This window comes from Pseudomonas luteola NBRC 103146, assembly GCF_002091675.1.
Taxonomy (GTDB): domain Bacteria; phylum Pseudomonadota; class Gammaproteobacteria; order Pseudomonadales; family Pseudomonadaceae; genus Chryseomonas; species Chryseomonas luteola.
Genome location: NZ_BDAE01000009.1, coordinates 138032 through 163025, shown reverse-complemented (window position 1 = coordinate 163025; position 24994 = coordinate 138032). Strand labels below are relative to the sequence as shown.

Below are 24994 nucleotides of genomic sequence, written 5' to 3'. Positions count from 1 at the left end.
CAAGCTTGGGTTACACCTGGCCGTTTTGAGCGCGACAGAGCAGGCGGATGGCCTGTCTTACGATACTAAAGGCATCCATGTCTTGAATGAAAATGGGGCTGCCCAGGGCGGCTCCGCTCCTGCAGTAGTGGTGTTCGTCTTGTCAGAAAATAATTTTCTTAGGCACGTCAGAGAGTTCATGGCTTCGAATTTCGAAGCGGGTTATAGCGCACCCAACAAGCACGCGATTAACTTCTGAAATCAGGCGTCCGGTATTCTCATTAATGAACTTATCTAGTCTTTTAGGTGCTGTGCCTAATTCAGCTTTTTGCTCATGAAAAGAGGGTGCTGGAGTGCATTGATTCAACTATCTGAAAGCGTCTCGATGTCTGTCTAGGTCACAAGATGTAGCTATTCTTTGGTAGAGCAAGAATACGGCAATCGCCTTATCCGTAATTACCGTTAAACGTTTCGTCTCTACGCGCTGAGCTCGTGGTGTGTGGGACGCAGCTTGGCTTGTTCAAAGCGCCTCGGCAGCCTGCCTCACATTTGGAACCGGCACTGACCATAAACCACTCATTCAAACGCTCCGCCTGAACTAGGCTACTAACGGGCCGGCAAGATCTGTTGCTAAAATAGGTAACGAATCCAGATGAGCTGGATGGCCTTGGTCAGGTTGGAAACCTATGCACAAACCCGGCGCTATTCACCGATTGGTTTTAAGCGGCACCATCATTTTCGAGGCAAGGTAAACATGAGTGTATCCATACAACGACCAGTTCCTCAGAACTTACTGCCCTTGGATTCCCAGAACATGGGCTTTTCTCAAGGTAGTTATGGACAAAATGGGCAAGTCTCATTTGGCTTAGGCGATAGCAGCCCCGTCAATTTCGGCAGCCTATATGGCGCCGACAGCAATTCTTTGAATCACAGTTTCAGCAACAAATCTATACAGGATCCGAGCGGTGCCAATACTGTAGAGCAATCGCTGAAAGATATCCTTGAAATGCTCAAGCCCCTGATTCAACAATTGCTGATGCTGTTGCAAGGTGGGCAGCAACATGCCTCTTCCAACAACTCCGCCGGGAGTGAAAAAGGCAGCGGAGGGAAAGGCAATACTTCGGTCACTTTTGGTAATGAAGTCCAACCCAGAGATGTTTCATTTGCAGCACAAAGCCCTAGCGGCAAGGAGGGGGAGGCCAGGGCAAACGACGCAGGTGATGGTCAGACAGTGAAGTCCGGCAATGGCATCACTTCAGTCAATGCCGGTAATGCACCGAAGGGCATGCCGCAGGGTCTTTGGCAGAACTGCGTCAAAGCGGGAGAAAAGTATGGAGTTGATCCCTTTGTGCTTGCAGCTCAAGCTAAGCAGGAGAGCAGTTGGGGACAGAACATGGCTAATGGCGACGGTGTGATGCAGGTAGAAGCCGCTACACGTAGCGAAAACACCGGCATGTTCCGTCTGCAGGCAGGTCATGAATACGACCATTCTAGTAAAGCCGACCAGGTAGAGATGGCCGCTATGATCATGAGCAACCTGGGTGGCGACACCCGGAGTCAGTTGGAGAAATACAACGGCGGGCCTAACTGGCAGCCAGGCTCGATCGATTCTTTCAAGCGAACCACCGACCCTCAGGGCTATGCGCAGAAAGTAATAACGACCGCGGATGAGTTGCGCGGCAGCGTAGCATAAGCGAAACACGGAGGGCTTAATTGGTCCTCCAATTATTATTTTATTACTAATGCTACGGGCGTAAGCATTAATTGTTGCTATGTAATTACCAAACTGATGTGCTGTTGCTCTCAATTTATTATGGATGAGTGCACCTTTTGCATAAGGGACAAGAGGTGCGGTTATTTATAATTCAGTCTCATGGCTGCGCTAACTCTTCACAAAGTTTCTTGCGAAATACCCGGCTCTTTTATTTCAGTGACTTTTATAAAATATTTACCAGTCCAATGAAAAATCACCTCTGGATCAGCCGTGAAGTGAGTGGCTGTGCGGCTTCGCAGCACTTTTAATAAAATCGAAAATCTCAACGGAAGCACATCCGGCCGGCTGAAAATAACGAATGAGGAAAGCGCTTCTCTGAATTGAAAGAGTTTATGTGCTTGAAGAACCGGAGCTGAAGCTTAGGGATTGTGTCTGAGTTGTTGGCTGAACCAGGCGATTTCATTAGAGTTAATTATTACAGTAACAGCTGAAATTCAAGTGTGATCAATAAACTCATTATCTCTAAAAGTCTGAAACTGAATCATGTAGGAACCGATATCTACTTCAAGCCACATAGGACTGTTAGGTTTGAGGTGCTTATTGTCATGGAACGGTCTTTTTTTCGTATGCCTTTTGCCTCCCTACGGGCTGGTTTTCTTTTCTCTATTACTCTATGTGCAGGTTGTCAACTTACTGACTCAGTCCAACTACCTGAGGCACGCGCGCCACGCTTGGTCATTCGTGAGGGGCAGGAGCCGGTCATGGTATCTGACTATTCCCGGCCACCTATGCTACACGAGAAACGGTCTGACATCTGGGGAAGGGTAAGCAGTCGGTTTGTTCTGGTGGACCAGATTGGGCGTAACGATCGGATTAATCAGCAGCTTAACTGGTTAATCCAGAATCGGCGTTTCATAACCACCGCCAGTGGCAAGGCCGCACCTTATTTGCATTTTATCGTTGAAGGTCTCGAACAAAAGGACCTTCCGGCCGAACTGGCTTTGTTGCCTATGATCGAAAGTGCCTATGACCCGATGGCCATCTCAAGTCAAAAGGCGGTCGGACTATGGCAATTCATGCCCCGTACTGGTACAGATTTCGGCTTGCGCCAGACGTCGCTTTATGACGCGCGGCGCGACGTTATCGCGTCAACACACGCGGCCATGAGATACCTGACACGTCTACATCAGCAGTTTGGAGGTGATTGGCTATTGGCTTTAGCCGCCTATAATGCTGGTGAAGGGACCGTATCGCGCTTAATAGAGGCCAATCGCAAGAAAGGGCTTCCTACCGATTATTGGCATCTGGATTTACCCCGTGAAACGCAAAATTATGTCCCACGGCTCCTGGCCCTATCCATTCTTGTCAAATCGCCTCATGGACATGCCATAGAGCTGAAGCCTGTAGCGGATGAGCCATACTTTATTACGGTTCGCTTGGCCCGTCCTGTAGAGCTGGCGCAGTTGGCGCTTATATCAGGTATCCCCAAAAAGGAACTACAGAGGCTAAACCCTGCCTATGTTAACGGCAACACCATAGGCGGGCCGGGGCATCTCGTCATTCCCATCGCTAAAGAGAGGCTATTGACAGCTAATCTTGATACGCTTGCGCGCTCTGGCAGCTCCGTTCATACGTCGGAAATGCAGAAAGGGCAGTCGGCTATTGCCGCCACGCCTTAATCGAATGATGTGTAACATAATACCATTGAAATTTAATATTCAATTATTTGTGAATTCGGAATTTTATTTCCATACTCATAACTGTTAGGCGGAATAATTTATAAGGCAACCTATCGACAAGAACTGGCTCGGCTTTTTAGCAAAAGGATGATATGTCGAGTCGTACCACCTCAACGAAATACTGCAGCCATCCAAAAAAACGCTGATAAAAGCCATCCAAGAAAATTATTCTAATCTTTTACAAAATGTAAAATGGAGATATGTTTGATAAACTAAGCAAACCGCACTGTTAAAGATAATAGCCCTGCTACTGCCTGACTCTTGGCCTTCTGATCCATTCAAAACACCTTGGATGATGTACAGGTTTTGTCTAGAGAGATGTCGGTAATATGAAGCTTTTATTACCTTCTACCAATTTTTAAGCCCCTATTTAATTTCGCAAGGCTCGGTGCATCTGACCTTAATTTCTGCACCTTCTATTGTTTCAAATAGCTGTTTTAATCCTATGTTTTGATTAATAAAAGCAAGAAAAAGATAGTTTGCTATTTGTTAACCTATTCACACAACTCAATTCACATATTGACGATTTTGGTTACAAAGATATTACTATTCTCGACCTTCAAGGTGAGAGTTGTCGATGCAAACAGAAACCGCTATACAAGATCGTGCGGACTGTAATAATAATAACGCGCACAACGTTCTTGGGGCTGGCCTGGATTTTAACCATCTTAAAATGGACCTTCTGCTTTATGGCGAGACGGGTACAGGAAAAGACACGCTAGCAAGACAAATTCATGATCTCTCGGAGCGGTCCGGCTCCTTTGTTGCACTTAACTGTGCTGCTATACCAGAGGCACTTGCCGAAAGTCAGTTATTTGGTACTGTAAACGGAGCCTATACGGGCGCCACACGTTCCCGTCAGGGGTATATAGAAGCGTCAGACGGCGGGACTCTTTATCTGGACGAAATCGACAGTATGCCTTTGGCGCTACAGGCCAAGCTGCTACGTGTCCTGGAGATAAGAGGAGTTGAGCGATTGGGATCCACTGAGTTTATTCCTGTTGATCTTCGTGTTATCGCCTCTGCGCAACGCCCGTTGGATGAACTTGTGGAACAAGGGTTATTTCGTCGAGATCTGCTTTTTCGACTCAACATGGTAACCATCCGGTTACCCGCGCTACGTCAGCAGCGTGAAAAGATATTGCCTTTGTTCGACCAGTTCGTTACAACCATGAAAAATGAGCTTAACAAGCCAGCGCCAATCCTGGGCAACCATTATGTCCAATTGCTTCTCAGCCATTCCTGGCCGGGCAATATTCGTGAGCTTAAATCAGCGGCCAAGCGTTTCGTCCTGGGGTTTCCGCTGTTGGGGGCGGAGGGCTGTGATGCTGTGCTTTCTGAAGAGCCAGCTGGGCTCAAATCACAGCTGAAAGTTGTCGAGCGGCTGCTGATTCAAGATGCGCTCAAGCGACATAAGCATCAGCTCGATGCGGTTATTCAAGAGTTGGATATACCTAAACGTACGCTGTATCACCGAATAAAGGAGTTAGGCCTTTAGTTTTCTTCCCAAAGGCGAAAGGAATCTCGCATCGGGATGTCCCCGCGCTCTTGAAGTATTCGAGGTCAAGAATGAGCGAGTATGATTTGCTTGATGAAGCATTGGCGGTCTCACCTGACCTGCCTGATCTAGATGTCATTGCACAGAGCCTTTCCGAATTCGCCGTCGATCTGTTGCTGGCGGGCGAGACTGGCTCTGGTAAAGATACATTGGCTCAACACATACATTTGCTCTCAGGGCGTAAGGGACCCTTTGTCGCAATGAATTGTGCTGCGATTCCGGAATCGCTTTGTGAAAGCGAATTGTTTGGCGTGGTGAGTGGTGCCTATACCGGTGCTGATCGTTCTCGTGTCGGATACATCGAAGCCGCACAAGGAGGAACTCTTTACCTGGACGAACTGGACAGCATGCCGCTGGCCTTGCAGCCCAAACTGTTGCGCGTATTGGAAACGCGTGTGCTGGAGCGGTTGGGATCGACTACACCGATTCCGCTTGATATCTGTGTGATCGCGTCTGCCCAGCGCCCGCTGGACGAATTGGTCGAGCGGGGTGAGTTTCGGCGTGACCTGTATTTTCGACTTAATGTGCTAACGGTGAAGTTGTTACCACTGCGGCTCCAGCGTGAGCGCATTCTTCCACTGTTTTACCGTTTCTTAAAAAGTGCGGCGAGAGAGCTTGGACTCGAAGCCGGTAAAGTTGATCCGGTTGTGTCCCAGATCCTGTTGAACCACGACTGGCCTGGGAATATTCGCGAGCTAAAGTCTACTGCCAAGCGTTTCGTGCTCGGTTTGCCGCTGTTCGACAGCGAGTTGGTAAGCGAGGGGGAGTCACCTACAGCACTCAAGTTCCAGTTACGGCTTATCGAAAGGGTATTGATTCAGGAATCGCTCAAGCGAAACCAGCACTCTATCGATGCAGTTAGCCGCGAGCTGGACATTCCTCGGCGGACGCTTTACCACCGTATGAAAGAGTTGGATGTCTGAATCACGTCTGGACCGTTCAGCCTGACTTATGCAGGCTGAACGGCTCAAGGAAGGCGAAGCTTTTCGCATTAATGCGCCTTGGGTATCCCGAACTGCTCCAGCGTAGGGTCAACGTTGTGGTCGAATGTTTCCTGTTTCTTATGTTTGTTTACCGCATCGATAATGGCTTTGATACCAAAGCCGATGGCTAGAACGGCATCAATTGCCCAGCCAATCGGTCCGGCCGCGGCGCCAATGGCACTGGCGGCTGCCAATCCCGCTGCTTCGCCCGCAACCATTCCGACTACACGTCCTGCGACGGCACCCGCCATACGTCCAAGTCCGGCAGAGGCATCCTTGCCCAGGCTTTGTGCCACGGCGTTATAACCCAGCTTACCTAACTCAGCTGAGCCTTTGGCTCCATCATAAATAGCCTTGGCTGCGCCAGCGGTGTCTCCGTTATTCAAGCGCTCTGAGACAGATAAAAGGCTAGCTACGCTAACAGCGCCGCTGCCAGCTAACAGGGTCTTACCGCCCTTACCGAGGTCTGACGCAGATGTCTGTTTCTCCACATTGTCTCTTAGTTGAGAATACAGCTGCTGACCTGTCATTTTCTTCTCGTCAGCATCTTTTGGAAGCGTACCCGCATCCTTCAAGTCCTTGATTACGCTTGCCCCCTTGGCTGTGGTAGTTAAGGCTTTCATGGTCGCTTCGGCGTAGCCGCTCTGCGCTGCAGTCGTAGCGCTTTGCGGAATAGCGTCTTCATACGCCAACTTCTTCGCATCTACCTGGGACAGGACATCTTTAGGGTCTGATTTCTGGTCCTGTTTAAGTGCACTCTCGGCTGCTTTACCTTGAACAAAGTTCTCCTGATAGGAGCGATCAATTTCCTGTTTAAGGTCCGGACGGCGGTCCAAGACCTGACTGGTAGTGGGTACGTTATCTTTACCCTTCAGGTCTCCTTGTAACTGGAGTTCTGCCGTCATATGCCCAATAGCCTGGCTATAATCCACAGGCTTGCAGTCTTCAGGCTTCTTGCCTTTGTTATCCTTGGCGGCCTGGTCCCGGGCGGCTTGCATGTCTTGCTCAAGTGCCTTACCAGATATCAGATCCTCGTGGCGTTCGTTGACTGCCTCTTTCAGGGCGGGGTCGCTGGCAATCAAGGTCTCTTCCTGCGCAGGAACTGCCTTGTCCAGATAGGTTTTAACGCTTTCGTCGGTCTGCAACTGAGCAATTTTTTGCTGTAGCGCCTCGGAGGTCTTGTCTACTTTTCTTAGCTTGCTTCCTCCCTGGACTTGCTCGAGCGTTTCCTGCAACTTGATCATGACGGCGGCTTTTTGCTCACCCGTGTAATTGTCGGGGTGGTTGAAGACATCTTCATTGAGTTTACTGATGTCCACATTAGCCACTGCATTACGGGTAGCGGCGTCGCTCATCATGGATGCGAACTCGCCACCATTCTTGGGAGCTTGTTTTTTGATCCAATCATCTATGTTTTTGGTGCTGATCTTTTTGTCTGCATTGTGTAGTGCAAGACCTTCCCCCTCGAAGCCGCCTTGATCAAGCATGTGCAGAAAACCAGGCTGTGAAAAGGTCTGGGCTGTTTGAGCAAGCTTTGGAGAAAGCCCTGGGTTCCCTGTTTGAAGCCCCTTCAAGGCATCATCAGTAATGTATTTACCAACACTTTTTTCTTTGTCTGGATTACCTGCTTTGGCTAGCGGTTCGTTAGCACGCAGCATCGCGGCGGAGCGGACCATAGCCAATGATTGTGGGTCCGCGCCCGGGTTTTCCTTTTGATACGCCTCGACATCCTTGGATGCCGCCTTTGCAGCGTTCTCCATGTTCTTGATAAAGGACTTGTAATCGTTTTTAGAAATGGTGCCATCGCACTTTCCGCCGTGCTTACTGGTATCCAGCGCTTTCTCGAGCGCAGGATTGGCCTCGATGAAATCCTTGGCCTGGGCTGAGCCCTCTTTACCTTCAGCCGCCATCTTGGCGGCGGCAATCGGGCGATTGAGTTCTTTTGCCGCCTGCTCTCGTTCCGCCGGTGGCAGATGAGCCACCAGCGCATCGTATTTCTTCAGCTCCTCCGGAGCGGAGTACTTGGAGTTATCCAGAAAGTCCGCATCGGCGGCTTTAGGCTTAGTGGGCGTATCGCTGGTTTCAGTACCGCTGACTGTACCTACGGTACCGGTTTCTTTTACTTGCGTTGGCTGCTCAACAGAAGGCCGTGTACGGCTCATATCCGGACATTCTGGCCGGGCCTGCCCTGATGGGGGCTGGGTAGACGGGGTGGTGGGTTGTTCCAGATTCTTCAGCAACTGTACAAGGCGGGAAATTAATCCGTCACGCGTAAGCGACGCGTTACCAGGCAGCGTCTGCCGCGTGGATGGAGCGTTGGTACCGAACTGAATAATGTTACCGGTATTGCCTCTGCGCTCAGCTGGCGCAGCACTGGGTTCCGCGCCCGTTGGAGAGAGTTCAAAACTGACGTCTGGATTGGCAATAGTTCCCATTCCTGGCGTGGGGTTGGATACGCGCATGGATACTTACCTGTGTAGGAAGCCGGAGTGTGGGGGCTGAGTGGCAGGTATCGCTGCGCAGTTCCATTCAGGTAGCGCTTTGTTCCTATACATGAGCGCCAGAGTGAATACGGGGCCGGTAGTAAGAGCAGCCAGAAGAATTTCTTGAAGTGACATGGAACCGATCCCTAAGGCGGTGCCACGCATGTGCACCAAGCAACGATGCTGGTATTCCTCGAATCACTACAAAGGTGCATATGCCATGGTTAATCCTGTCAATAATCCTAATACCGGTTTTACGGGTTTCGTTGGTGACGTGACCAATGCCGGTGGCCAGTTTGTACAAGGCGCTAATCAGGCCGAGGCTAATTTCAGTACTCAACAAGCCATGAATGAAATGACGGGTACTAGCAGCTCGGTTGAGGCCCAACGTGCTGAGATGAAGAAAAACGATGAAAACAACGCAGCATTAATTGGCTTGCAAGGCCAGGAAAACCGCCAGATCGCTATCCAGAACACGCTCAACTCCATCCAGTCGGCGCGAGATGATGCCTCTAACAAGAAGATCAGTTCCGCAGCGCAAAACGCCAAGGGCATCAGCTACTAACACGTGCTGCCCCTCGGTTTGAGGGGCGCAGGCCTTAAGGAGCAGGAACTATGTCAACCGTAATGAACAGTATGATCCCCAATCAACTGCCAAGGATGGATATTGAGTCGCTAATGCTGACCGGATCCAAGGAAACCCAGAGTAAGCCGTCACTGGAAGATGTGATCAAGCAGCTCTTGCAGGAATTGACCAAAAGCGGCTCGCTGGATGAGTCATCCCCATTGGGAAAAATGCTCGCCCAGCACATGCAAGAAAAAGGAATACAGGGATCTGGGCCGGAGGATCTTAAAAAAGGTCTGGAGAGTCTGATCAGCGACAAGCTGGGCCCGAACTTCGGCGCTGCAGATTCCGCAGGCCTTAACGGTGGCAGCCAGCAAGACCTCATGTCCAAAGTGCTCAACGGATTGGCCAAGTCTTCCTTGGATGATCTGCTTTCCAAGCAAGGAGAGGGCACTACCTTTTCCCAAAGTGATATGCCCATGCTGGAAAAGATTGCTGAGTTCATGGACAAGTTTCCCAAGGACTTTCCACCCCCAGATTCAGGCTCATGGAAAAATGAGCTCAAGGAAGACAACTACTTGAGCGAGCAAGAAACAGGCGATTTTCGTGCAGCGCTCGATAAGCTTGGCTCGCAGTTGCAGGCTAATGCTTCGGAAGGTAGCCAGGGGCTAGGGCAAGGGGGCGGGGGGGGTGGCCTGGGTGATCCGGCAGGTTTGGGCAACCAGAGCTCACCTGGTGGCGTACAAGGCGGCAGCGTCGATGAGCTTGCCAAACTCTTAAGTGCATTGATCGAGAAAGGGCTAGAGGCGACCCTCGCCGAAGGTGGAAACGGTGGTGGTGTGGGCAATGGTCAGCCACAGGGCGCTGGTCAACACACTTTGAACAGCAGTGCAGCGGAAACCGCGAATGCGTTGGTGCAGGCCTTGTTACAGGGCGGCGGCTTACAAACACAGGCATCGAGCTGACCCACCTTTTATCGACACCGTCTGTTGGAGTCTTCAAATGACGATTACATCCGTTAGCAAAGCAAAGCAGCCAAGCGCTGATATAGACCAGGGGCTGATTCAGGAGCCTTCACAGGCGGACGTCGATCTGTTTTCCGCAGCGATGAGTGCTGGGGCCGCCGCCGCGGTGCCAGGGCAATTACCTGCCCTGGTAGCTGGAGCACTGGTGGATCGCGTCCAGAGCACGGACAAGCTCTCACAGCAGGCCATGCGCAATATGAAAGCGGCTGCAAGCGCTGATGACCCTATGGACATGACCATGATGAGCCGCGCGCTGTCAGCGTACTCATTGCAGATGGCAGTTACTACCAAGGTGGTCAACAAGACTGCACAAACGCTCGATAAACTGACCAACCTGCAGTAGGTAAGCCATTGTGAAAGGGTCTGTCGCGACGCTATTGCTCAGTATTCTGCTGCTTGCAGGATGCAGTCAGGAAACCGATCTGTTCAGCGGACTTTCCGAGCAGGACTCCAATGATGTCATTGCGTCGCTGGCTGACCAGCACATCGAGGCGCATAAACGTACGGAGAAGACAGGTATCGTCGTCTCCGTGGACAGCGCCCATATCAACCGCGCAGTAAGAATACTGGATGCGGCAGGGTTACCGCGGCGCACTCATACCAGTCTGGGTGAGATCTTCAAGAAAGAAGGTGTCATATCCACCCCTCTGGAGGAGCGCGCCCGCTATATCTACGCATTGTCACAAGAGCTGGAAGCTACGCTGTCCCAGATCGACGGCGTGATTGTGGCCCGCGTCCATGTGGTACTGCCAGAGCGTGTTGCCCCGGGCGAGCCTGTACAACCCGCCTCGGCGGCGGTGTTTATCAAGCACGCTGTAACCCTTGATCCAGACAGTGTACGGGGCCGTATACAGCAGATGGTTGCAAGCAGTATTCCAGGGATGTCAGGTACTACGATGATGGATTCAAAAAAGTTTTCCATAGTGTTCGTCCCGGCCGCCGAGTTTCGCGATACTCAGCAACTGGTCAGCCTCGGCCCGTTCCTCGTGGATAGCGAAAAGGCGGCTTTCTGGAGTCGGATGGTGTGGGTAGCCCCGGCAGGAATGGTTCTACTTGTACTCGTACTGATGTTGCTGGTTCGATCCGACTGGCGATCGGCCTTGTTGCAACGTGTCACCTCGCGGCGCGGAGGCGGCTCTAATTTGCCGAGCCGGATCTGATGTCTACAAACGTCAGCGAACGCTGGGTCCAATGGTGGTGTTGCGCCTGGCGCGACGCGCACCCTGAGTGGAGGGCCCGTTTCATTGACCAGTCAGGGCTTCCGCCAGCTATTTGCGAGACACTGGCCATACAGCGTGTTGATGTCTTCCTAAAATTTGCAGGTGTTGTTTTCCTGCAGCCTCCTGAGCCTGAGTCCCACACGCTGAAGTGGCTGTCGCTGGATGACTCACAGAGTCAACTCGCCTTATCGTTGGTAGGCCGCATCTGCTCACCTGAACATCCTGATTCATCGGTAAACGACGAGTACACGCCGTGGTGTCGTAGCGTAGCAAAGGCGCTGCGCCCGGGTCTTTGGCTAGATAGCAAGTCACTGGATCCGCGCCTATTGCTAGGTGTCTGGTTGGGCGTCAGTTACTGGTCGAGGGTTCGCCTCTACTGGTCGCCAAACGCCGTGGAAGAGAGCCCTCTAAAGGTGATAGCCGCCAACACCATGGCCTGCTCCAGACTACAGACACTCTGGCCCGCTGTCTTTTGGCAGGTAACAGAAGGTATGGAGATTCAACATGCTGGCTAGGCGCTCTCTGTCCCTCGGTGCGGCTGTCATTAACGAACCCGTGCTACGCAGGGAAGACCTTGTTGATGCACTACGTGCAAAGGATATTCTCGAGCATGCCCAACAGCAGGCTGAAGCGATTCGAGCGCAGGCTCTGGTAGAAGGACAACAGTTGATCGATCAGGCCGTTGGCGAGTTCTGGTCGGTTGCCAATGACTTTCTTCAGGAGCTCTACGAAGAGCGGGAGGCCTTTCGGCGAGAGGCACTGATTTCGGTAGAGGAGCTGCTTAATCTGAGTCTATCCAGATTGCTGGATGAGACCCAGCTTCCGGAGCGAATCCGGGCACTATTACGCAACCTGGCTGACAGCCAACCCGTTGCGGTCGCTGCAACCCTGAGCTGTCATCCTGATCTTACCGAAATAGTAGGCGAGTGGCTGTCACACAGCCGCTTTGCCAAGCTGTGGCGGCTGGAGAGCAACAGTGCTTTGCCTGTGGGGTCGTTGAGACTTACTCATACAAATGGCTCGTTTGACGTCGACTGGGAAAGCCTGCGCAACGGCCTACTGCTGTAGCCATCTCCAAACGAGATGGAACCACCTACCATACAGGATCCACTCAGGGCCGAACCCCTAAGATGGAGTCCCATCATGCTCAATTTGAAAACCCTGCAGAACCGTCTCGATCACGCTTACAAGAGCGCACAATCCGAGATGGATGAGGCCAGCATGATCGCCACCGATACATGCGATGTTGAAGACATGCGCCTGTTTAACGAAGCCAGCCGGAAAAGCGCGGTTGCCAGCACGGTCCTGGGTGAGTCGCTACGGGCCAAGCACAGCATGACCAAAGCCATCATCGACGGAATCCAGTGACCGTTCGACGGCGCGGCTCCTGCACCGCGCCGCCTTCTTTTTTGACCAGGGAGCGTGAAATGCGAAAGGCCTTGATGTGGTTGCCTTGGTTGTTGTGTGTCATCAGCCCTCTTGGATGGGCTGCAGTACCTGAAAGCTGGAAACATACGGCCTATGCCTATGACGCCCGGCAAACGGATCTGAACAGGGCGCTTGGTGATTTTGCCAAAGAGTTCGGCATGAGTCTGGACATGCCTTCAATGGATGCTGTCCTAGATGGGCGTATTCGAGCCGCCAGCCCTCAGGCTTTTCTAGACCGTCTGGGGCAAGAAAACCATTTTCAATGGTTCGTTTACAACGAAACGCTGTATGTCAGTCCGACACGGGAGCAGACCTCTACACGTATCGAGGTGTCACCGGATGCAGTTGATGATCTGCAGCAAGCGCTTACTGATGTAGGCCTTTTGGATCCACGCTTTGGGTGGGGCATCCTGCCGGATGAAGGGGTGGTATTGGTTCGTGGCCCGGCTAAGTACGTGCAGTTCATTCGTGACTACAGCCAGAAAGTCGAGGCACCGGAAAAGGCAGAGAAACAGGATATCGTGGTATTGCCGCTGAAGTATGCCAATGCCGCTGACCGAACCATCCGCTACCGTGATCAGCAGCTGAACGTGGCGGGGGTGGCCAGCATTCTTCAAGAACTGTTGGAGAGTCGCTCTCGAGGCGAGTCGATCAATGGCATTAACCTCGCGCAACGCCCAAGCGGTACCTCAAGTGGATTAGGGGCCGCGAACCCTCTTGGGTTGAGCTATGGCGGCATGGGAAACGACATGGATTTTGGTGCGATAGAGCAGGGGCTGGATCAAGTCCTGGGTCGCTCAGGGCGCAAATCAAAGGGCGAAGAAAGCTCGTCTCGTAGTCGAATCCGTGTAAGCGCAGATGTTCGTAACAACGCCGTCCTTATCTATGACTTGCCCAAGCGCAAGGCAATGTATGAACAGGTCGTCAAGCAGCTGGATGTTCCACGGAATGTTATCGAAATTGATGCAGTAATTCTTGATATTGACCGTAACGAGCTAGCGCAGCTGTCCAGCCGCTGGAACTTTAATGCCGGTAGTGTAAGCGGAGGTGCAAACCTGTTTGAGCCTGGAACGACATCCACGTTGTTCATTCAAGATGCCGGAAAGTTTTCTGCTGATCTGCGCGCCCTGGAAGGTAATGGGGCGGCCTCTATTATCGGAAACCCGTCAATTCTGACCTTGGAAAACCAGCCTGCCGTTATCGACTTCAGCCGAACGGAATACCTCACCGCGTTGGCCGAGCGGGTCGCCAACATCCAGCCTATTACCGCCGGAACCAGTCTGCAGGTGATTCCACGTTCGCTCGATCGTGGAGATAAATCCCAAGTGCAGCTTATTGTTGATATAGAGGACGGGCAGATCGATGTTTCTCAGATTAATGATGAGCAACCGGCTGTTCGCAAGGGAAACGTCAGTACTCAAGCGGTGATTGCGGAGCATGGGTCGCTGGTCATCGGAGGATTTCACGGGCTGGAAGCCAATGATCGTGTCAGAAAGGTACCGCTTCTGGGAGATATACCGGTCCTTGGTAAGCTGCTTTTCCAATCACGCAGCCGCGAACTAAGCCAACGTGAGCGACTGTTCATTCTCACGCCTCGGCTTATAGGCGATCAGGTAGACCCGGCGCGCTATGTGCAAAATGGTAACCCTCATGATGTGGATGATCAGATGAAACGAATTGATACCCGGCGGGATGGCTTTGTCCAGCCTATGCGTGGGGACATCGAGCGGGTCTTTACGCAATTGGTAGACGGTGTTTCGCCCACCGGGCTTTCCTTGTCCTCCGCCTTGCCTTTTGAGCCTGACAGCCTGTGCGATCCGGCCAATGGTCTGGTTCTGGATCGGCAGCGCTCCCAATGGTTTACCCGAAAGGAGTGGGGCGTAGCAGTCGTGGTAGCCCGTAATCAGACCGAAAAGCCCTTGCGTATTGATGAGAGCCGCTGTGGTGGCCGGTGGGTCATGGCGGTAGCGGCCTGGCCTCATGCGTGGCTGGAGCCCGGTGAGGAGAGCGAAATATTCATTGCCTTGCGCCAGCCCCAGCAGTCCTTGAAAAATGCTGCCCAAAGTCGTCCCTCACTGCTACGGAGAGCTATCCAATGATGCGTGGCCGCTATGCAATCACTCTTATCGCACTCGCCTTATTAAGCGGTTGCGCAAGCCGCGCTGGCTGTGTGGGCTATGCGTGTGAGCGTCCCGATTCGACAGATCGCCAACTGGTCATCTGGTGGCCTCAGGATATGCGGCAGGGTTTGAATGACCGGGACCCTGACGTGGACTTCACGGTGGTGCCGTTAAGAGATTGAAGATGGATGATTCGGGTAATGGAAAAGCACGCCTTTTACACCCAGCTGTTGGCAGGGCAGGCGGCAACCTGGTCGATAGCAGAGGGAGTCTGCTTCGCCAGTTGCCGCGAACATCTGGAGTGGGGAATGGCGCTGCGTATCCAGCGCGGTGTACTTACCCGCGAGCAAACCCGCCAGATATTGGCGCGCCGATTTACTGATGCCGAGCGTTACCAGAATTACCTTTTATCCCTGGATCCAAGATGTGGGTTCGCTATTTGGCATGCGCTGCCCACGCTCTCCGAATCGGTTAAATCCCTGGATGGTATTCAACAGCAGCAGTTAGTTCTTGCTGGGCTTGAATCTCTGACTGAATAAATCGCCTCGTTCTAAGCGTGCATGTCACTGGCTGTGACTACCCATTTGATAGAAAAACAGCCGGCCGTAAGGCTCGTTTCTTTTGAAATAAGACGATTGCTCGGTGATGAAACTCGGGGTGGTGATCCTACTGCACCTTCAATGTAGAAAAGAACGAACAAACGATTGGAACCGATAGAAGCCATCTTCCACATAGATGGCATTGCTTCTCAGGAGCAATGCCCTGGTGGCGTAGCACTTCTACTGCTACATCAATGGAGAACAATAGTATGGCTTCGCAACACTATCACCGACTGCTGGAAGAAATCAGCCAGCTGACGCTCATTCCTGAAACTGTCTTGTCTCAAGAGTTGACACATCTGTCCATTCGCGGCGTGGACTTTTCGATGTACCCAGTTGGAAACCAGGCACAAGCCCACCTCGTGATTCATTGTGATCTCGGTTCGTTGCCGAACAAACGCCGAGAAGAAGTGCTGTCACGCTTGCTTGATACCAACTTTCACATGGTGAACTCAGCAAAACCCGTAACGTTCTGCCGTAACGAACAGTCCGGGCACATGATGCTCAGTGCGGCGCAACCATTGTCAGGCCTGACTGGTCAGGCGGTTCTGGATCAAATGGGATCACTGGCGGACTACGCTCTCGCATGGCGTCAGAACTTCTTCCTAAGCGATACAACGTCCAAACCTCGAACGCCTGTAGTCGCCAAAGAAACGCAGCTGCCACGTACCTCGTTTTCCAGGAGGGCTTTGTAATGCTCCCAATCCATACCGGGCGCGCCGCTGGCGCCCAGGGCGTGCATACGTCAGAAACTGATGAGATTCAACGGGCCTCGGTGGAGGGTGTAACTACCTCACACCAAGGAGCGATAGAGCAGAGCCAGATGCCCGGCGCGTACCCCCCTTCGCCTACCGCGACTCCTTTTGAAATGTCGCCAGAGCTCAGATCCGAGGCGGCAAAATTCGCAAAGAAGCCTCAAGTCGCTAGCAAAGAGTATTTAAGCGAGCGCATGCAACTTGAAGGTTCCTATCTTGCAGAATTGCAGAAACATGCGGAAAAAACGGATTCGCCTGACAGCGCCTTTGTCAGTTTCCCCCAGATTGCAAGGGATCTTGGCCTTGAGAATCCAGTTGCCGACAATATAGAAAGGCTACAGCAGCAGACGACTCAGGAGTTAAAAGAAATTCTGAAGGGCGCCAAACCCGATCAGGATAGAATGCAAGCGCTAACGATGCAGCTTAAAAAGCTTCTCTCGGAACAAACAGAGTTGTTTGCCCACCAGGCAGCTAAGTACGAAGAAGTGAAGAGGATGGATGGGCTGCCTGAAGAGGCCAAGATAAATATTCAGCGTAGCGAGCTAAGTTTTTCGGCCTATGCGACTAAAACAGCCTGCGATGTCCCAAACATGGTTGCTCAGGCTCATGAGAAAGCTTCATTGATCGAACACTCTCTGAAAGCAATTGGACATGAGGATGAAGCAAAGCCATGGACTGCTACTACAAAAGAACTGGAAGGACTTCAGAAAGATATCTCTTCTGACTTCAAAAAGGCTGTTGATCAGGCAAAACTAACTTTATTGGTAGATGAATACCAAAAAGTCAGTGGTGACTGGAAAAATAAGGGGATGGCATTCATCGGCCAGGGCGCGCGTCAGGGATGGTTGTCCGGATTTGCGCTCGGCACGGTAAGGGCCTTCACCTTGGCCGGTTTGGAAGGCAATAAAGCCGCTCAGGTATTTGGTGCTGGAGCTACCACGGGTATTGCACATGAAATCGGAACCCAACTATTGGCACCGGTCGTTCTGGAAATAATGGGGGGGGCGACGCGCCCGATCAATACTGCGGAAGTTTTACCTGCGCCTAATAAGTTTGTCAGTGAAAACGGTGTTGTGCGCGAGCGTAACGAAGATGAAATGAAGGCAGCGCAGAAGGAGGTCGCAGATCTTCGTAAAGAGCATGAACAGAGCAAGAATGCCAATAAAACAGGATCTCTGCCGGGTGAGGCAAAGGCCTGGTCTTTCTTTTCTGGCATTCAAGGAGCAAGTGCAGCCATTACAAGCAATATGGACCTGACAAGTACCCAGCAAGCAGGTGCTATTACGTTAGGCTCCATCATTGCTGGTTTTTTCATGGGTGCCACACATGGCGCCGACGGGCTCAACGCCAAAATGAAAGATCAGTATGGACGTGCGCTTCCTGCCCACACGATGAAAAAACCATCCGATGCTCCGCTTAAAGCCAGGCTGAAGGATACCATCGATGCAGGGTGGGCAAAACTGAACCCAGCGGACACCAGCGCTCGCAAGGTGTATGAGAACAAAATTGCTGCCCTGACGGTGGGGCTGGGCTATCAGAGAGTATTAGACCCAGCCATCAAAGCCGTAGAAAACAGCTCTCCTGCTGTCAAAGCTGGGGTAACAGGATTCGTTACAGGCGTTCAATCCATTATGCTGCTATCTCAGGCGTGGGGTGGTTTTGGGATTGGTGCGCAGACCGCTGCCGATAAGAAGGCCGCGGCGGCAGAGCGTAAGGAGAAGAACCTTCCTGAGCCGGAACAAGGTCGGTTTGATCGTCTCAATACGGCGAGGCTTAATGTGTTCAACCCGGGACGGGACGCCTATACCCATGCTACTAAGGATGGTGTAGCTAGATTGGCGGAAAATGCTTACACGGTACTCCAAGGTATTGGCGAAATACCCGAGACGGCAGTCACCGATATGCTAGAGGCTACACCAAGTCTGCTAGAAGACGCCGGAAGGATGATCGGAAGCGGCGCACAGACGCTATTCAGGCCGAGCCGTGAAGCCCAAGCCAATAGTGCAGACGGTGGATCGGCTGCAGCAGAAGAGCATGAGATGGCGACCCTTAGCTCTAAGGGTAAGACAGTCTCGAGTGCCGAGCGTGGTGAGTCAAGCGGACAGCAAGGACGTGGCGAATCAAGCAAACAGCCACAACGTTAATACCACCTCGCATGGACGCGAACGCGCGAAGTGACCGCTCCAGTTGACTGTTGCTCTTCTTAACAACAAGCAAGAGGCCGGGCATTGACTTCAATGCCCGGTACTCAGTGATTGTCTAACCTACATCCGATACTCAGCACTACCTCGACATATGACGGTTGCCTAGCTTTGCGCCAGCTCAGTCATCAATGGGCCTACGCTTGGGCTGTGAGCCAATCATTACTGTGTACTATCCTGCCAGGCCGTCAAAAAATCACGTTCTACAGACCTATAAATAAGTTTCCTTATCTGTAAGCGTTACGCCATCTCTAGCACGAGTAAATAGTGAATAGTCAGAAATCGTTAATTACTCGACCCGAGCGATACTACCGCACATGCACCCTTGTAGCGCAGTGATGGCGAATCAGCTTAACCGGGACAATAGCACTATAACTATCTTCCCTACGGTGCACTTGTATCAGAAGGAGATGCCGGCAAACCGCTAAAAAGAAGCCATTACAACTGCAGTACAAACGCTGTGGTTCGCCCAATCCGCCAAAACTCCTACTACCTCCCAGTCTAGCTATGTCCACGATAAAGGCATGAGGCATCGCAAAGAGCTATGGGGGCCTGACAAGTCGCCATTACCGAAGTATTAGGCCCAAGTCGAAAACGGTCGGCTTTATTTGGATGACTGGGACAATAAGTGCGCTCTTAGTGGTATTGGATTTGTTCTGCGTATCAGCATGTTAATCCAAGCGCTGAGCTCAGAGGCTCAGGGGCTAGTAGAGGAGTCTATGGGGAACAGGCCGGTATGTATGCCACAAGCTTTTTCTTGCGGGATCAAACGCCTGGTTTGGAACCAACAATGTCCTGATGCCACTTAGTTCGGCAACCATTTGAGAAGCACTCCCTGTCGATTTGATCGAGGCACCGTCTATGCGTATAGATTCAACAGGACCATCTGATAGCGTATCACCAGAATCTCCCGGCTCTTCCAGGGCTTCCCAATCAGAGATAAACAAGGAGGATGTCATCGCCTTTAACTGCACGCAGACGCAGGAGCCTGTAACGTTTGGGAAGGAGCCCAAGGGTAATCGCACGGTTAAAGACGCGATGGCCAATGCTGGAGAACACCTAAAGTATGTTCCGGGGCTTGGTAACGTTTTAAAGGGCATTGGGAATAGTGACGAAGGGGCTCTCAACACCCTATCCGGTGGGCTTGGAGGAGTTACGAAAACTGCAGCGACTAGTGTAGAGGGTATCGTTACGGGCGGCTCACGGAATCCTGCACAGGCGTTGACTAACGCCTATGTTGCTAATGTGCAGAACTTTGATAAATGAAGAGCACCGCTAAAGCGTTAAGATAGGCAAGTAGTACTCCTGATCGAATGCTTGCGACCGGGAGTACCTTTAGCAATAAAGAGCTCATTAAGCAGAATGCGTATCAGCTAACCATACCAGGCTGGGCGACTGGAAATTTCTAGTCACTATGTACGGTGGTTCGTTGCCAATGCCCACCCTAGGTAGGCTAGGCACTAGCTACCCAGCGCCTAGCGCCTAGCGAGCATTTTGTGAGCATAGTCAGTTAGGCCATAGACTAAAGCCGTTTATGGAACCCCGATAACATCACTCCCTGAAAGCAGTATCCTTTTAATCAAAGGAGTGTCAGCGCTTCAGTCGTTCAGGCATATCATTTTTTATACGTATGTGAGTCTATTTCAGTGACTGTAGCCGCCACCTCATGATTCTAGGCACTAAGCCGTCATGATCGTGATGCCAGTCCACGTTAAGATTTTAGTAGCCGTAAAAGGATACTTAAGGCTCTGCGGTTTCTATAGCAACAGGTAGATGCGGGTGAACATGGTGCGCCTCTATAGTTCATCCTCCACACGAATAACTTCGTCCGTTACCTCATCCAGCTGTTTTATGACCTGATAAAGATGAGCCACCGCCGTTAAGGTAGGTCGTGGGATGTACTGCCCTGTGTTCACCTTGTAAAGCGTTCGGGCAAGCCAGATGCTTTGTACGACTGGAACCCGTGCGTGCTTGGCACGGGCAATAAGATCCAGTGCGCTATCGTCCTCTCCCTTGCAAAGGATGCGTGGCAGCGGCGTTTCACCGGGGCGGTAGAACAGCGCAACCGCATAGTGGGTTGGATTGACGACCAGCATGTCAGCATCCTCAACCGGTTTGGGTGGCGCAGAAGGCGCTTTGTTCAAGAGCTCATGAGCCAACTGCTTACGATGTCCCTTGACGTGTGGGTCGCCCTCGGACTGCTTGTACTCATTCTTGATGTCTTCATGGCTCATGCGCAGTTTCTTGGCGTGGAAGTATTTTTGTAGAGCGAAATCCAAAGCGCCAATGACCAGCAATAAACCCAGCGTGGTACGGAGAATGTGGCGAAACAGGTCCAGCAGTGCATGCCAATAGGTCGTCAGGTCTGAATTCGCAAGCAGTATCAAAGAGCCTAATTCGGGCTTTACGACCATGTAAAGCGTTATCGCAATAGCGGCTGCCTTGAGTATGCTCAAGAGCAGATTAGTCAGATTCTGGCCTGAAAACATCTGCTTGGCATGGGAAAAGGGATCAATTTTCTTGATGTCGAATTCGAGCGCCTTTGGTGCAAATAGAAACCCAATCTGCATCCAGCTGCTTGCCAGCCGCATCAGCATCGCCGCCCCGACACTACAGAGGATAAAGCCAATCAGTACTGTGGCACCTTCGCTGGCCACCTGACCTATTGTGGTGAGAAAGGGGCGACCTGTCGCCACAAGCGCAAGATCCAGCAAGTGCTGCAAACGGCCCATGCTGTCATCGGCCAGCCCCAAGGTGATTTCGCTCACTACCATCAGGACCAGTAATTTACCGAGATCCTGGCTTTGGGCAACCTGACCTTTTTCGCGCGCGTCACGTAACTGTTTAGGCGTGGCTTTTTCTGTTTTCTCGCCCATGGCTCAGGGGACCTGTATGAGGTGATTGAACAGGAATTTAAGGTCTTTGAAGTGTTGAATCTGCCCGTTACCCAGCTCCAGCAAGGTAGGCAGGTAAATGATCAGAAAGGCGATACCCGCCATGCTTTTGGCGGGCATGGAAAGGATGGATACATTCAGCTGCTGAGCGTATAAACCAATAATGGCGAGCGCCGCCTCGATAAGCAGCAGAAGGCCGATAAACGGGGCGGCATACAACATCATGTGCTGTAAGGTTTGATTGAGCTGTTCAAGAAAGATGTTTAGACCATCGGCCGTCATACCAGGTAGCCAGGCGGTTGGAGGCCATACCAGATAGCTGTCCCAAATCACTTGTGTGATCAGTGACAAACCTCCCGAAAGGATCACCAGCAGGATCAGCGCTTCCTGAAACAGCTCTCCAAGCGGGGTCGCATCCGGGCCTAGCGCCGGGTTGATCTGGCCGCCACTGAGCGCGCCGCGCTGACTGTCGAGCAGAGCGCCTACCGACGCGAATAACCAGAACGGCATATAGAGCAAAATGCCAAGCAGCGTACCGAGGACTGCTTCCTTGATCAGCAGTGCCGACATTGCAATAAGGTCCTCTTGCCCACTTAGTGCCTGGCTAATTGAGGGCGCCGGAATCATGGCTACTACAATGACTACGGCATAGCGCAGGGGGCCCTTGAGGTATTTGAAGCAAAAGGCGGGCACCAGGATCATGCAGGGCAAGAGCCGCGCCATACCCAAGCCGAGGCCGAGCATCAGGTCGAAGGCGTGCTGCGCATCGAACGGCATTAGTGTGCGCCGCCGGAGCGGGAGATCAGGTCGAATGCCATGTTAATGAACTGAATCAGCTCCACACCGATCCAGCGGCCGGTCATCGCCAGTGTCAGACCCACTGAGGCCAGCTTGATACCGAAGGGCAGCGTCTGGTCCTGGATCTGCATAAGGGCTTGGAGTAGTGAGATGACGACCCCTACAAGTACCGCCACCGCCAGGGGCGGGGCCGTGAGGATAACGACCAGGATCATGCCCTGTTTGAACAATGCCAACGCTTCCATGGCTGCCTCACATGTAGGAGTAAAAGAGACTGTCGAGCAAGCGGGTCCAGCCGTTGACCAGTACAAACAGCAAGAGCTTGAGCGGCAGTGAGATGGTCATGGGAGAAACCATCTGCATGCCCAACGCCAGGAGCAGGTTGGAGACGATCAGATCGATGACGATAAAGGGGAGATAGATAAGAAACCCGATCTGAAACCCTGCCTGAAGCTCGGACAGAACAAACGCCGGGATAGCAAGTAAGAGATCATTCTTTGTAGCCTGATCAGCCATCTCCTTGGGCCACATCCGCTGGGTATTTTCAAGCAGGTGAGCGGAGACGTCCGGGTCAGTATTGCGTGTCATGAAGCGTTGGAGCGGATCAATCACACCGCTAGCGCTGGCTTGTAGCTTCTCAATGGAGGACATGTCCAGTGGCTGGGCCTTGACCCTTTGCTGAATTTCATGTGCCACCGGTGCCATGACAAACATCGTTGCCGCGAGTGCGATTCCATACATGGCCATATTGGGTGGAACCTGCTGTACCCCGATAGCATTGCGGGTAATCAGCAGGGTCATGGCAATCTTGAGAAAAGCCGTACAGACAATCAGCAAAAAGGGAATCAGCGACAGCCCACCAAGGAATAGGGCCAGCAGAACGGGGTTCATCCCCTCCATGATCATGAGCGCGACGCCATACGGATAAGTTGCAGACCCAGGCGTCCATCAACATCGACCAACTCACCTTCAGCTACTATATGGTCGCCATGACAAAGGGTAGCGTAGCCGGGAGCGATGCCCTGAACTTCCAGCACGGTACCGTGGCCCAGCCGATGCAATTCATCCAGGCTCAAGGTGAGGTGCCCGCAGCGTACGGTAAGCGCCAGCGGCAAATGTGCGGTAGGTTGAAGCGCGTTGGTGTCAGCCAGGGGCTCATCCCGGTCTTCATAATGCTCCTGGCCGTATTCTTCTTGAATAGCAGGGTCTGCTTGCGTGTCCAGTTCTGCTTCTGGGTAATGGTCAATGCTACTCATGAGCGCCGTTGTCCTCATCAATCAAAGTCAGGAAAAGCTGCTGTTCGCGATGCTCGGCATGCCCGATCCAGCGACGATCCGCCAGCTCCAGGCGACCATAACCTTCACTGTTGAACAGGCAGAGGGAGGGCAGCAGTACGTCGCCGATACGCAGCGAGTCGAGCTGACTGGCAGAAAGCATCACTTGCCCAAGTATCAGCGGAAACGGAATTTGCAAGGTCTCGGGAAGCGCTGCCCGGTGAGAGGTCCAGCCGGGGATATCGAGCCAACGTAAAAAAGTCTTGGGCGTACCACTCAGGAAGGTATAAAGCGCTTTGTCTCCATGTCTTATGCTCAGACGGCAATGTACAAGCAGCCCTTCAGGTACGTATTCACCCAGAGGACTGATAGGCGCCAGGCCCTGCGCGACCGCTGAACTCAGGTGCTGGCTGATCAGCTGCCAGTACCAGGATTGAAGCTCACCACTAGTGGATACAGGCATCTCGCCAACCAGATTTAACACTGCGCAGGCATCATCCAAGTAGAAGGACCCCGCAGCGGTATTGAACCAACCTCCTGAGTCGAGGGGCTCATACTGAGAGACGAACTCTAACGAGAGTTCGCCTGTTACGCCGCGGGCACTAAAGTGCAGAGAAACACCGGCCCCCAGGGCTCTTGTGGCAGCGGCGAACTCACTCTGGACGGAACGCAGCGCAAGCATTTTCATGTATACGCCTCTTCTAGCATTGACAGCTCTACTGGGTCACCAAGTGCGTTGGTCAGAGCCGATTCGCAGGCGCGCTGATGAGGTCTTAGCCGACTTAAAATCTCGCGACGACTAAACCCCAGCTCGATCCCCCAATGGTCGTTATGTCTGGTGACCTTGACGTGAATTTTTCCAAGGTTGGGCATCAATACGGTGACGGCTAGCGGGGCGACTGAATTTCGGGTCAGTTGCTGTACCAATTCATCAATCAGCTCTGCCGGAGCCTCTTCGGTCTGGACAGAGAGCGCCACGCCTGCGCTGCCACCGAGATCCTGCTGTCCGGCATCGCTGCTGACGGGCTGAATGAGCTGAGAGAAAAACAACCCATCTGCATTTAGAACATGTTCTGTCTCATGTTCAGGACTCAAGCTTCGCAGCCGCTCATTTTCACCTCGGCGAACGGTCAGTAACGGCGCAGAACTCTCCTTGCTAGGCGCACTCACCGGGGAGGAAAGCGGCCGGGGAGGGGCTGATGGTCGAGCTTCAGTTTTCATCGTGCATGGTCTCCGTCAGGCAGGACAGCTTTTCAACGGCACGCTGAGCATTGCGCGCCTCGTCTTGCGCGTGTTCCAGTGTCTCTTGCTGTTGTTCGACGGCCTGAATCTGAAGCTGGATGCCCTGGCGGAGCCGCGAGAGGTGATCAAGCATGCTGCGCTCCTGTTCATGCCAGCGATCCACTTCGTTTAACGTATGCCGCTGATTAAGATGCTCCACCGATAACGCATGACGTTGCTCACGCTGCTGGACCTGTTCGGCTGTAAAGCTGCTACGCAATTCGCTCAGGTGATCACGGCTGTTCTGCAGGTCTCTTTCAGCCTGCAGGCGCAAGCGTTCGGCTTTGGCTTGTCGATGTTGGCGCAAAGGGGCCAAAATACGAATCACCTCCTCTAGCGCAGCGCGTTGCGGATCGATTTCCAGCTCGTCGTCCATGA

The 24994-nt window shown here is 52.4% G+C and carries 26 protein-coding genes; 17 read left to right on the top strand and 9 right to left on the bottom strand.

Translation table 11 applies throughout. From position 1 onward, the window contains the following. The first annotated feature begins 631 nt into the window (after window positions 1-631). The 4 genes from PLU01S_RS12560 to PLU01S_RS12545 all read left to right on the top strand — a co-directional run bounded on the left by PLU01S_RS12560 (window position 632) and on the right by PLU01S_RS12545 (window position 5913). On the top strand, window positions 632-1672 hold the full coding sequence (locus PLU01S_RS12560; protein ID WP_074825850.1) for a lysozyme family protein: 1041 nt from the start codon (window positions 632-634) through the stop codon (window positions 1670-1672). A gap of 521 nt (window positions 1673-2193) precedes the next feature. Next, entirely contained in the window at window positions 2194-3372 is a 1179-nt protein-coding gene (locus PLU01S_RS12555; RefSeq protein ID WP_139208788.1) for a transglycosylase SLT domain-containing protein, read from the top strand. Between the two features lie 733 nt (window positions 3373-4105). Further along, window positions 4106-4930: a sigma 54-interacting transcriptional regulator gene (locus tag PLU01S_RS12550; protein ID WP_074826177.1), complete on the top strand. Its 825-nt coding sequence runs from the start codon at window positions 4106-4108 to the stop codon at window positions 4928-4930. 71 nt (window positions 4931-5001) lie between these two features. Further along, complete coding sequence (locus tag PLU01S_RS12545; protein ID WP_074825840.1) at window positions 5002-5913, top strand: sigma 54-interacting transcriptional regulator; 912 nt, start codon at window positions 5002-5004, stop codon at window positions 5911-5913. Window positions 5914-5981: 68 nt separating this feature from the next. On the opposite strand, the gene PLU01S_RS12540 is transcribed toward PLU01S_RS12545, so the two are convergent. Beyond that, entirely contained in the window at window positions 5982-8435 is a 2454-nt protein-coding gene (locus PLU01S_RS12540) for a type III effector HrpK domain-containing protein (protein WP_083397902.1), read from the bottom strand. A gap of 241 nt (window positions 8436-8676) precedes the next feature. Here PLU01S_RS12540 and PLU01S_RS12535 point away from each other — a divergent pair, with 241 nt between their 5' ends. The 13 genes from PLU01S_RS12535 (at window position 8677) to PLU01S_RS12475 (ending at window position 19635) form a co-directional block, all read left to right on the top strand. Then, on the top strand, window positions 8677-9021 hold the full coding sequence (locus PLU01S_RS12535) for a type III secretion system major pilin HrpA (protein ID WP_159435100.1): 345 nt from the start codon (window positions 8677-8679) through the stop codon (window positions 9019-9021). A gap of 62 nt (window positions 9022-9083) precedes the next feature. Then, entirely contained in the window at window positions 9084-9986 is a 903-nt protein-coding gene (locus PLU01S_RS12530) for a harpin HrpZ family protein (protein WP_074826170.1), read from the top strand. Between the two features lie 37 nt (window positions 9987-10023). Further along, window positions 10024-10389: a type III secretion system inner rod subunit SctI gene (gene sctI / locus PLU01S_RS12525; RefSeq protein ID WP_074825839.1), complete on the top strand. Its 366-nt coding sequence runs from the start codon at window positions 10024-10026 to the stop codon at window positions 10387-10389. 10 nt (window positions 10390-10399) lie between these two features. After that, window positions 10400-11206, top strand: a complete 807-nt coding sequence (gene sctJ / locus PLU01S_RS12520) for a type III secretion system inner membrane ring lipoprotein SctJ (RefSeq protein WP_074825837.1) — start codon at window positions 10400-10402, stop codon at window positions 11204-11206. Further along, on the top strand, window positions 11206-11781 hold the full coding sequence (locus PLU01S_RS12515; RefSeq protein ID WP_074825835.1) for a hypothetical protein: 576 nt from the start codon (window positions 11206-11208) through the stop codon (window positions 11779-11781). Before sctJ ends, PLU01S_RS12515 begins: the two co-directional genes overlap by 1 nt. Continuing rightward, window positions 11771-12334: a type III secretion system stator protein SctL gene (gene sctL, locus PLU01S_RS12510; RefSeq protein ID WP_074825833.1), complete on the top strand. Its 564-nt coding sequence runs from the start codon at window positions 11771-11773 to the stop codon at window positions 12332-12334. Before PLU01S_RS12515 ends, sctL begins: the two co-directional genes overlap by 11 nt. Before the next feature lie 75 nt (window positions 12335-12409). Continuing rightward, window positions 12410-12634: a type III secretion protein gene (locus tag PLU01S_RS12505; protein WP_074825831.1), complete on the top strand. Its 225-nt coding sequence runs from the start codon at window positions 12410-12412 to the stop codon at window positions 12632-12634. A 59-nt stretch (window positions 12635-12693) separates the two neighbouring features. Continuing rightward, on the top strand, window positions 12694-14793 hold the full coding sequence (gene sctC / locus PLU01S_RS12500) for a type III secretion system outer membrane ring subunit SctC (RefSeq protein ID WP_074825828.1): 2100 nt from the start codon (window positions 12694-12696) through the stop codon (window positions 14791-14793). Next, window positions 14790-14996 carry an HrpT family type III secretion system protein gene (gene hrpT, locus PLU01S_RS12495; protein WP_074825826.1) on the top strand — a complete coding sequence of 69 codons (207 nt, stop codon included), beginning with the start codon at window positions 14790-14792 and terminating at the stop codon, window positions 14994-14996. The genes sctC and hrpT overlap by 4 nt, the downstream gene beginning before the upstream one ends. 18 nt (window positions 14997-15014) lie before the next feature. Then, a complete protein-coding gene (locus tag PLU01S_RS12490) occupies window positions 15015-15353 on the top strand; it encodes a hypothetical protein (protein ID WP_083397900.1) in 339 nt (112 codons plus the stop codon). Between the two features lie 269 nt (window positions 15354-15622). Beyond that, the gene (locus PLU01S_RS12485) at window positions 15623-16108 is read left to right on the top strand and encodes a CesT family type III secretion system chaperone (RefSeq protein WP_074825819.1); all 486 of its coding nucleotides are present in this window, start codon (window positions 15623-15625) and stop codon (window positions 16106-16108) included. Beyond that, window positions 16108-18312 (top strand): hypothetical protein, encoded by a 2205-nt coding sequence (locus PLU01S_RS12480; protein WP_074825816.1) that lies wholly within the window; start codon window positions 16108-16110, stop codon window positions 18310-18312. The genes PLU01S_RS12485 and PLU01S_RS12480 overlap by 1 nt, the downstream gene beginning before the upstream one ends. Before the next feature lie 918 nt (window positions 18313-19230). Then, entirely contained in the window at window positions 19231-19635 is a 405-nt protein-coding gene (locus PLU01S_RS12475) for a hypothetical protein (protein WP_074825811.1), read from the top strand. Between the two features lie 530 nt (window positions 19636-20165). Here the strand turns inward: PLU01S_RS12475 and sctU are convergent. The 8 genes from sctU to PLU01S_RS12435 are packed head-to-tail and all read right to left on the bottom strand — an operon-like array spanning window position 20166 to window position 24992. Beyond that, the gene (gene sctU, locus PLU01S_RS12470; protein ID WP_074825809.1) at window positions 20166-21245 is read right to left on the bottom strand and encodes a type III secretion system export apparatus subunit SctU; all 1080 of its coding nucleotides are present in this window, start codon (window positions 21243-21245) and stop codon (window positions 20166-20168) included. Between the two features lie 3 nt (window positions 21246-21248). After that, window positions 21249-22040 (bottom strand): type III secretion system export apparatus subunit SctT, encoded by a 792-nt coding sequence (gene sctT, locus PLU01S_RS12465; protein WP_074825807.1) that lies wholly within the window; start codon window positions 22038-22040, stop codon window positions 21249-21251. After that, complete coding sequence (gene sctS / locus PLU01S_RS12460) at window positions 22040-22306, bottom strand: type III secretion system export apparatus subunit SctS (protein WP_074825805.1); 267 nt, start codon at window positions 22304-22306, stop codon at window positions 22040-22042. Before sctS ends, sctT begins: the two co-directional genes overlap by 1 nt. Before the next feature lie 7 nt (window positions 22307-22313). Continuing rightward, on the bottom strand, window positions 22314-22967 hold the full coding sequence (gene sctR, locus PLU01S_RS12455) for a type III secretion system export apparatus subunit SctR (RefSeq protein WP_074825803.1): 654 nt from the start codon (window positions 22965-22967) through the stop codon (window positions 22314-22316). Beyond that, window positions 22964-23317: a FliM/FliN family flagellar motor switch protein gene (locus PLU01S_RS12450; RefSeq protein ID WP_139208784.1), complete on the bottom strand. Its 354-nt coding sequence runs from the start codon at window positions 23315-23317 to the stop codon at window positions 22964-22966. The genes sctR and PLU01S_RS12450 overlap by 4 nt, the downstream gene beginning before the upstream one ends. Next, the gene (locus tag PLU01S_RS12445) at window positions 23310-24023 is read right to left on the bottom strand and encodes a hypothetical protein (protein WP_074825798.1); all 714 of its coding nucleotides are present in this window, start codon (window positions 24021-24023) and stop codon (window positions 23310-23312) included. Before PLU01S_RS12445 ends, PLU01S_RS12450 begins: the two co-directional genes overlap by 8 nt. Beyond that, the gene (locus tag PLU01S_RS12440) at window positions 24020-24556 is read right to left on the bottom strand and encodes a type III secretion system HrpP C-terminal domain-containing protein (protein WP_074825796.1); all 537 of its coding nucleotides are present in this window, start codon (window positions 24554-24556) and stop codon (window positions 24020-24022) included. Before PLU01S_RS12440 ends, PLU01S_RS12445 begins: the two co-directional genes overlap by 4 nt. After that, window positions 24546-24992 (bottom strand): type III secretion protein, encoded by a 447-nt coding sequence (locus PLU01S_RS12435; protein WP_074825795.1) that lies wholly within the window; start codon window positions 24990-24992, stop codon window positions 24546-24548. Before PLU01S_RS12435 ends, PLU01S_RS12440 begins: the two co-directional genes overlap by 11 nt. Window positions 24993-24994: the final 2 nt, after the last annotated feature.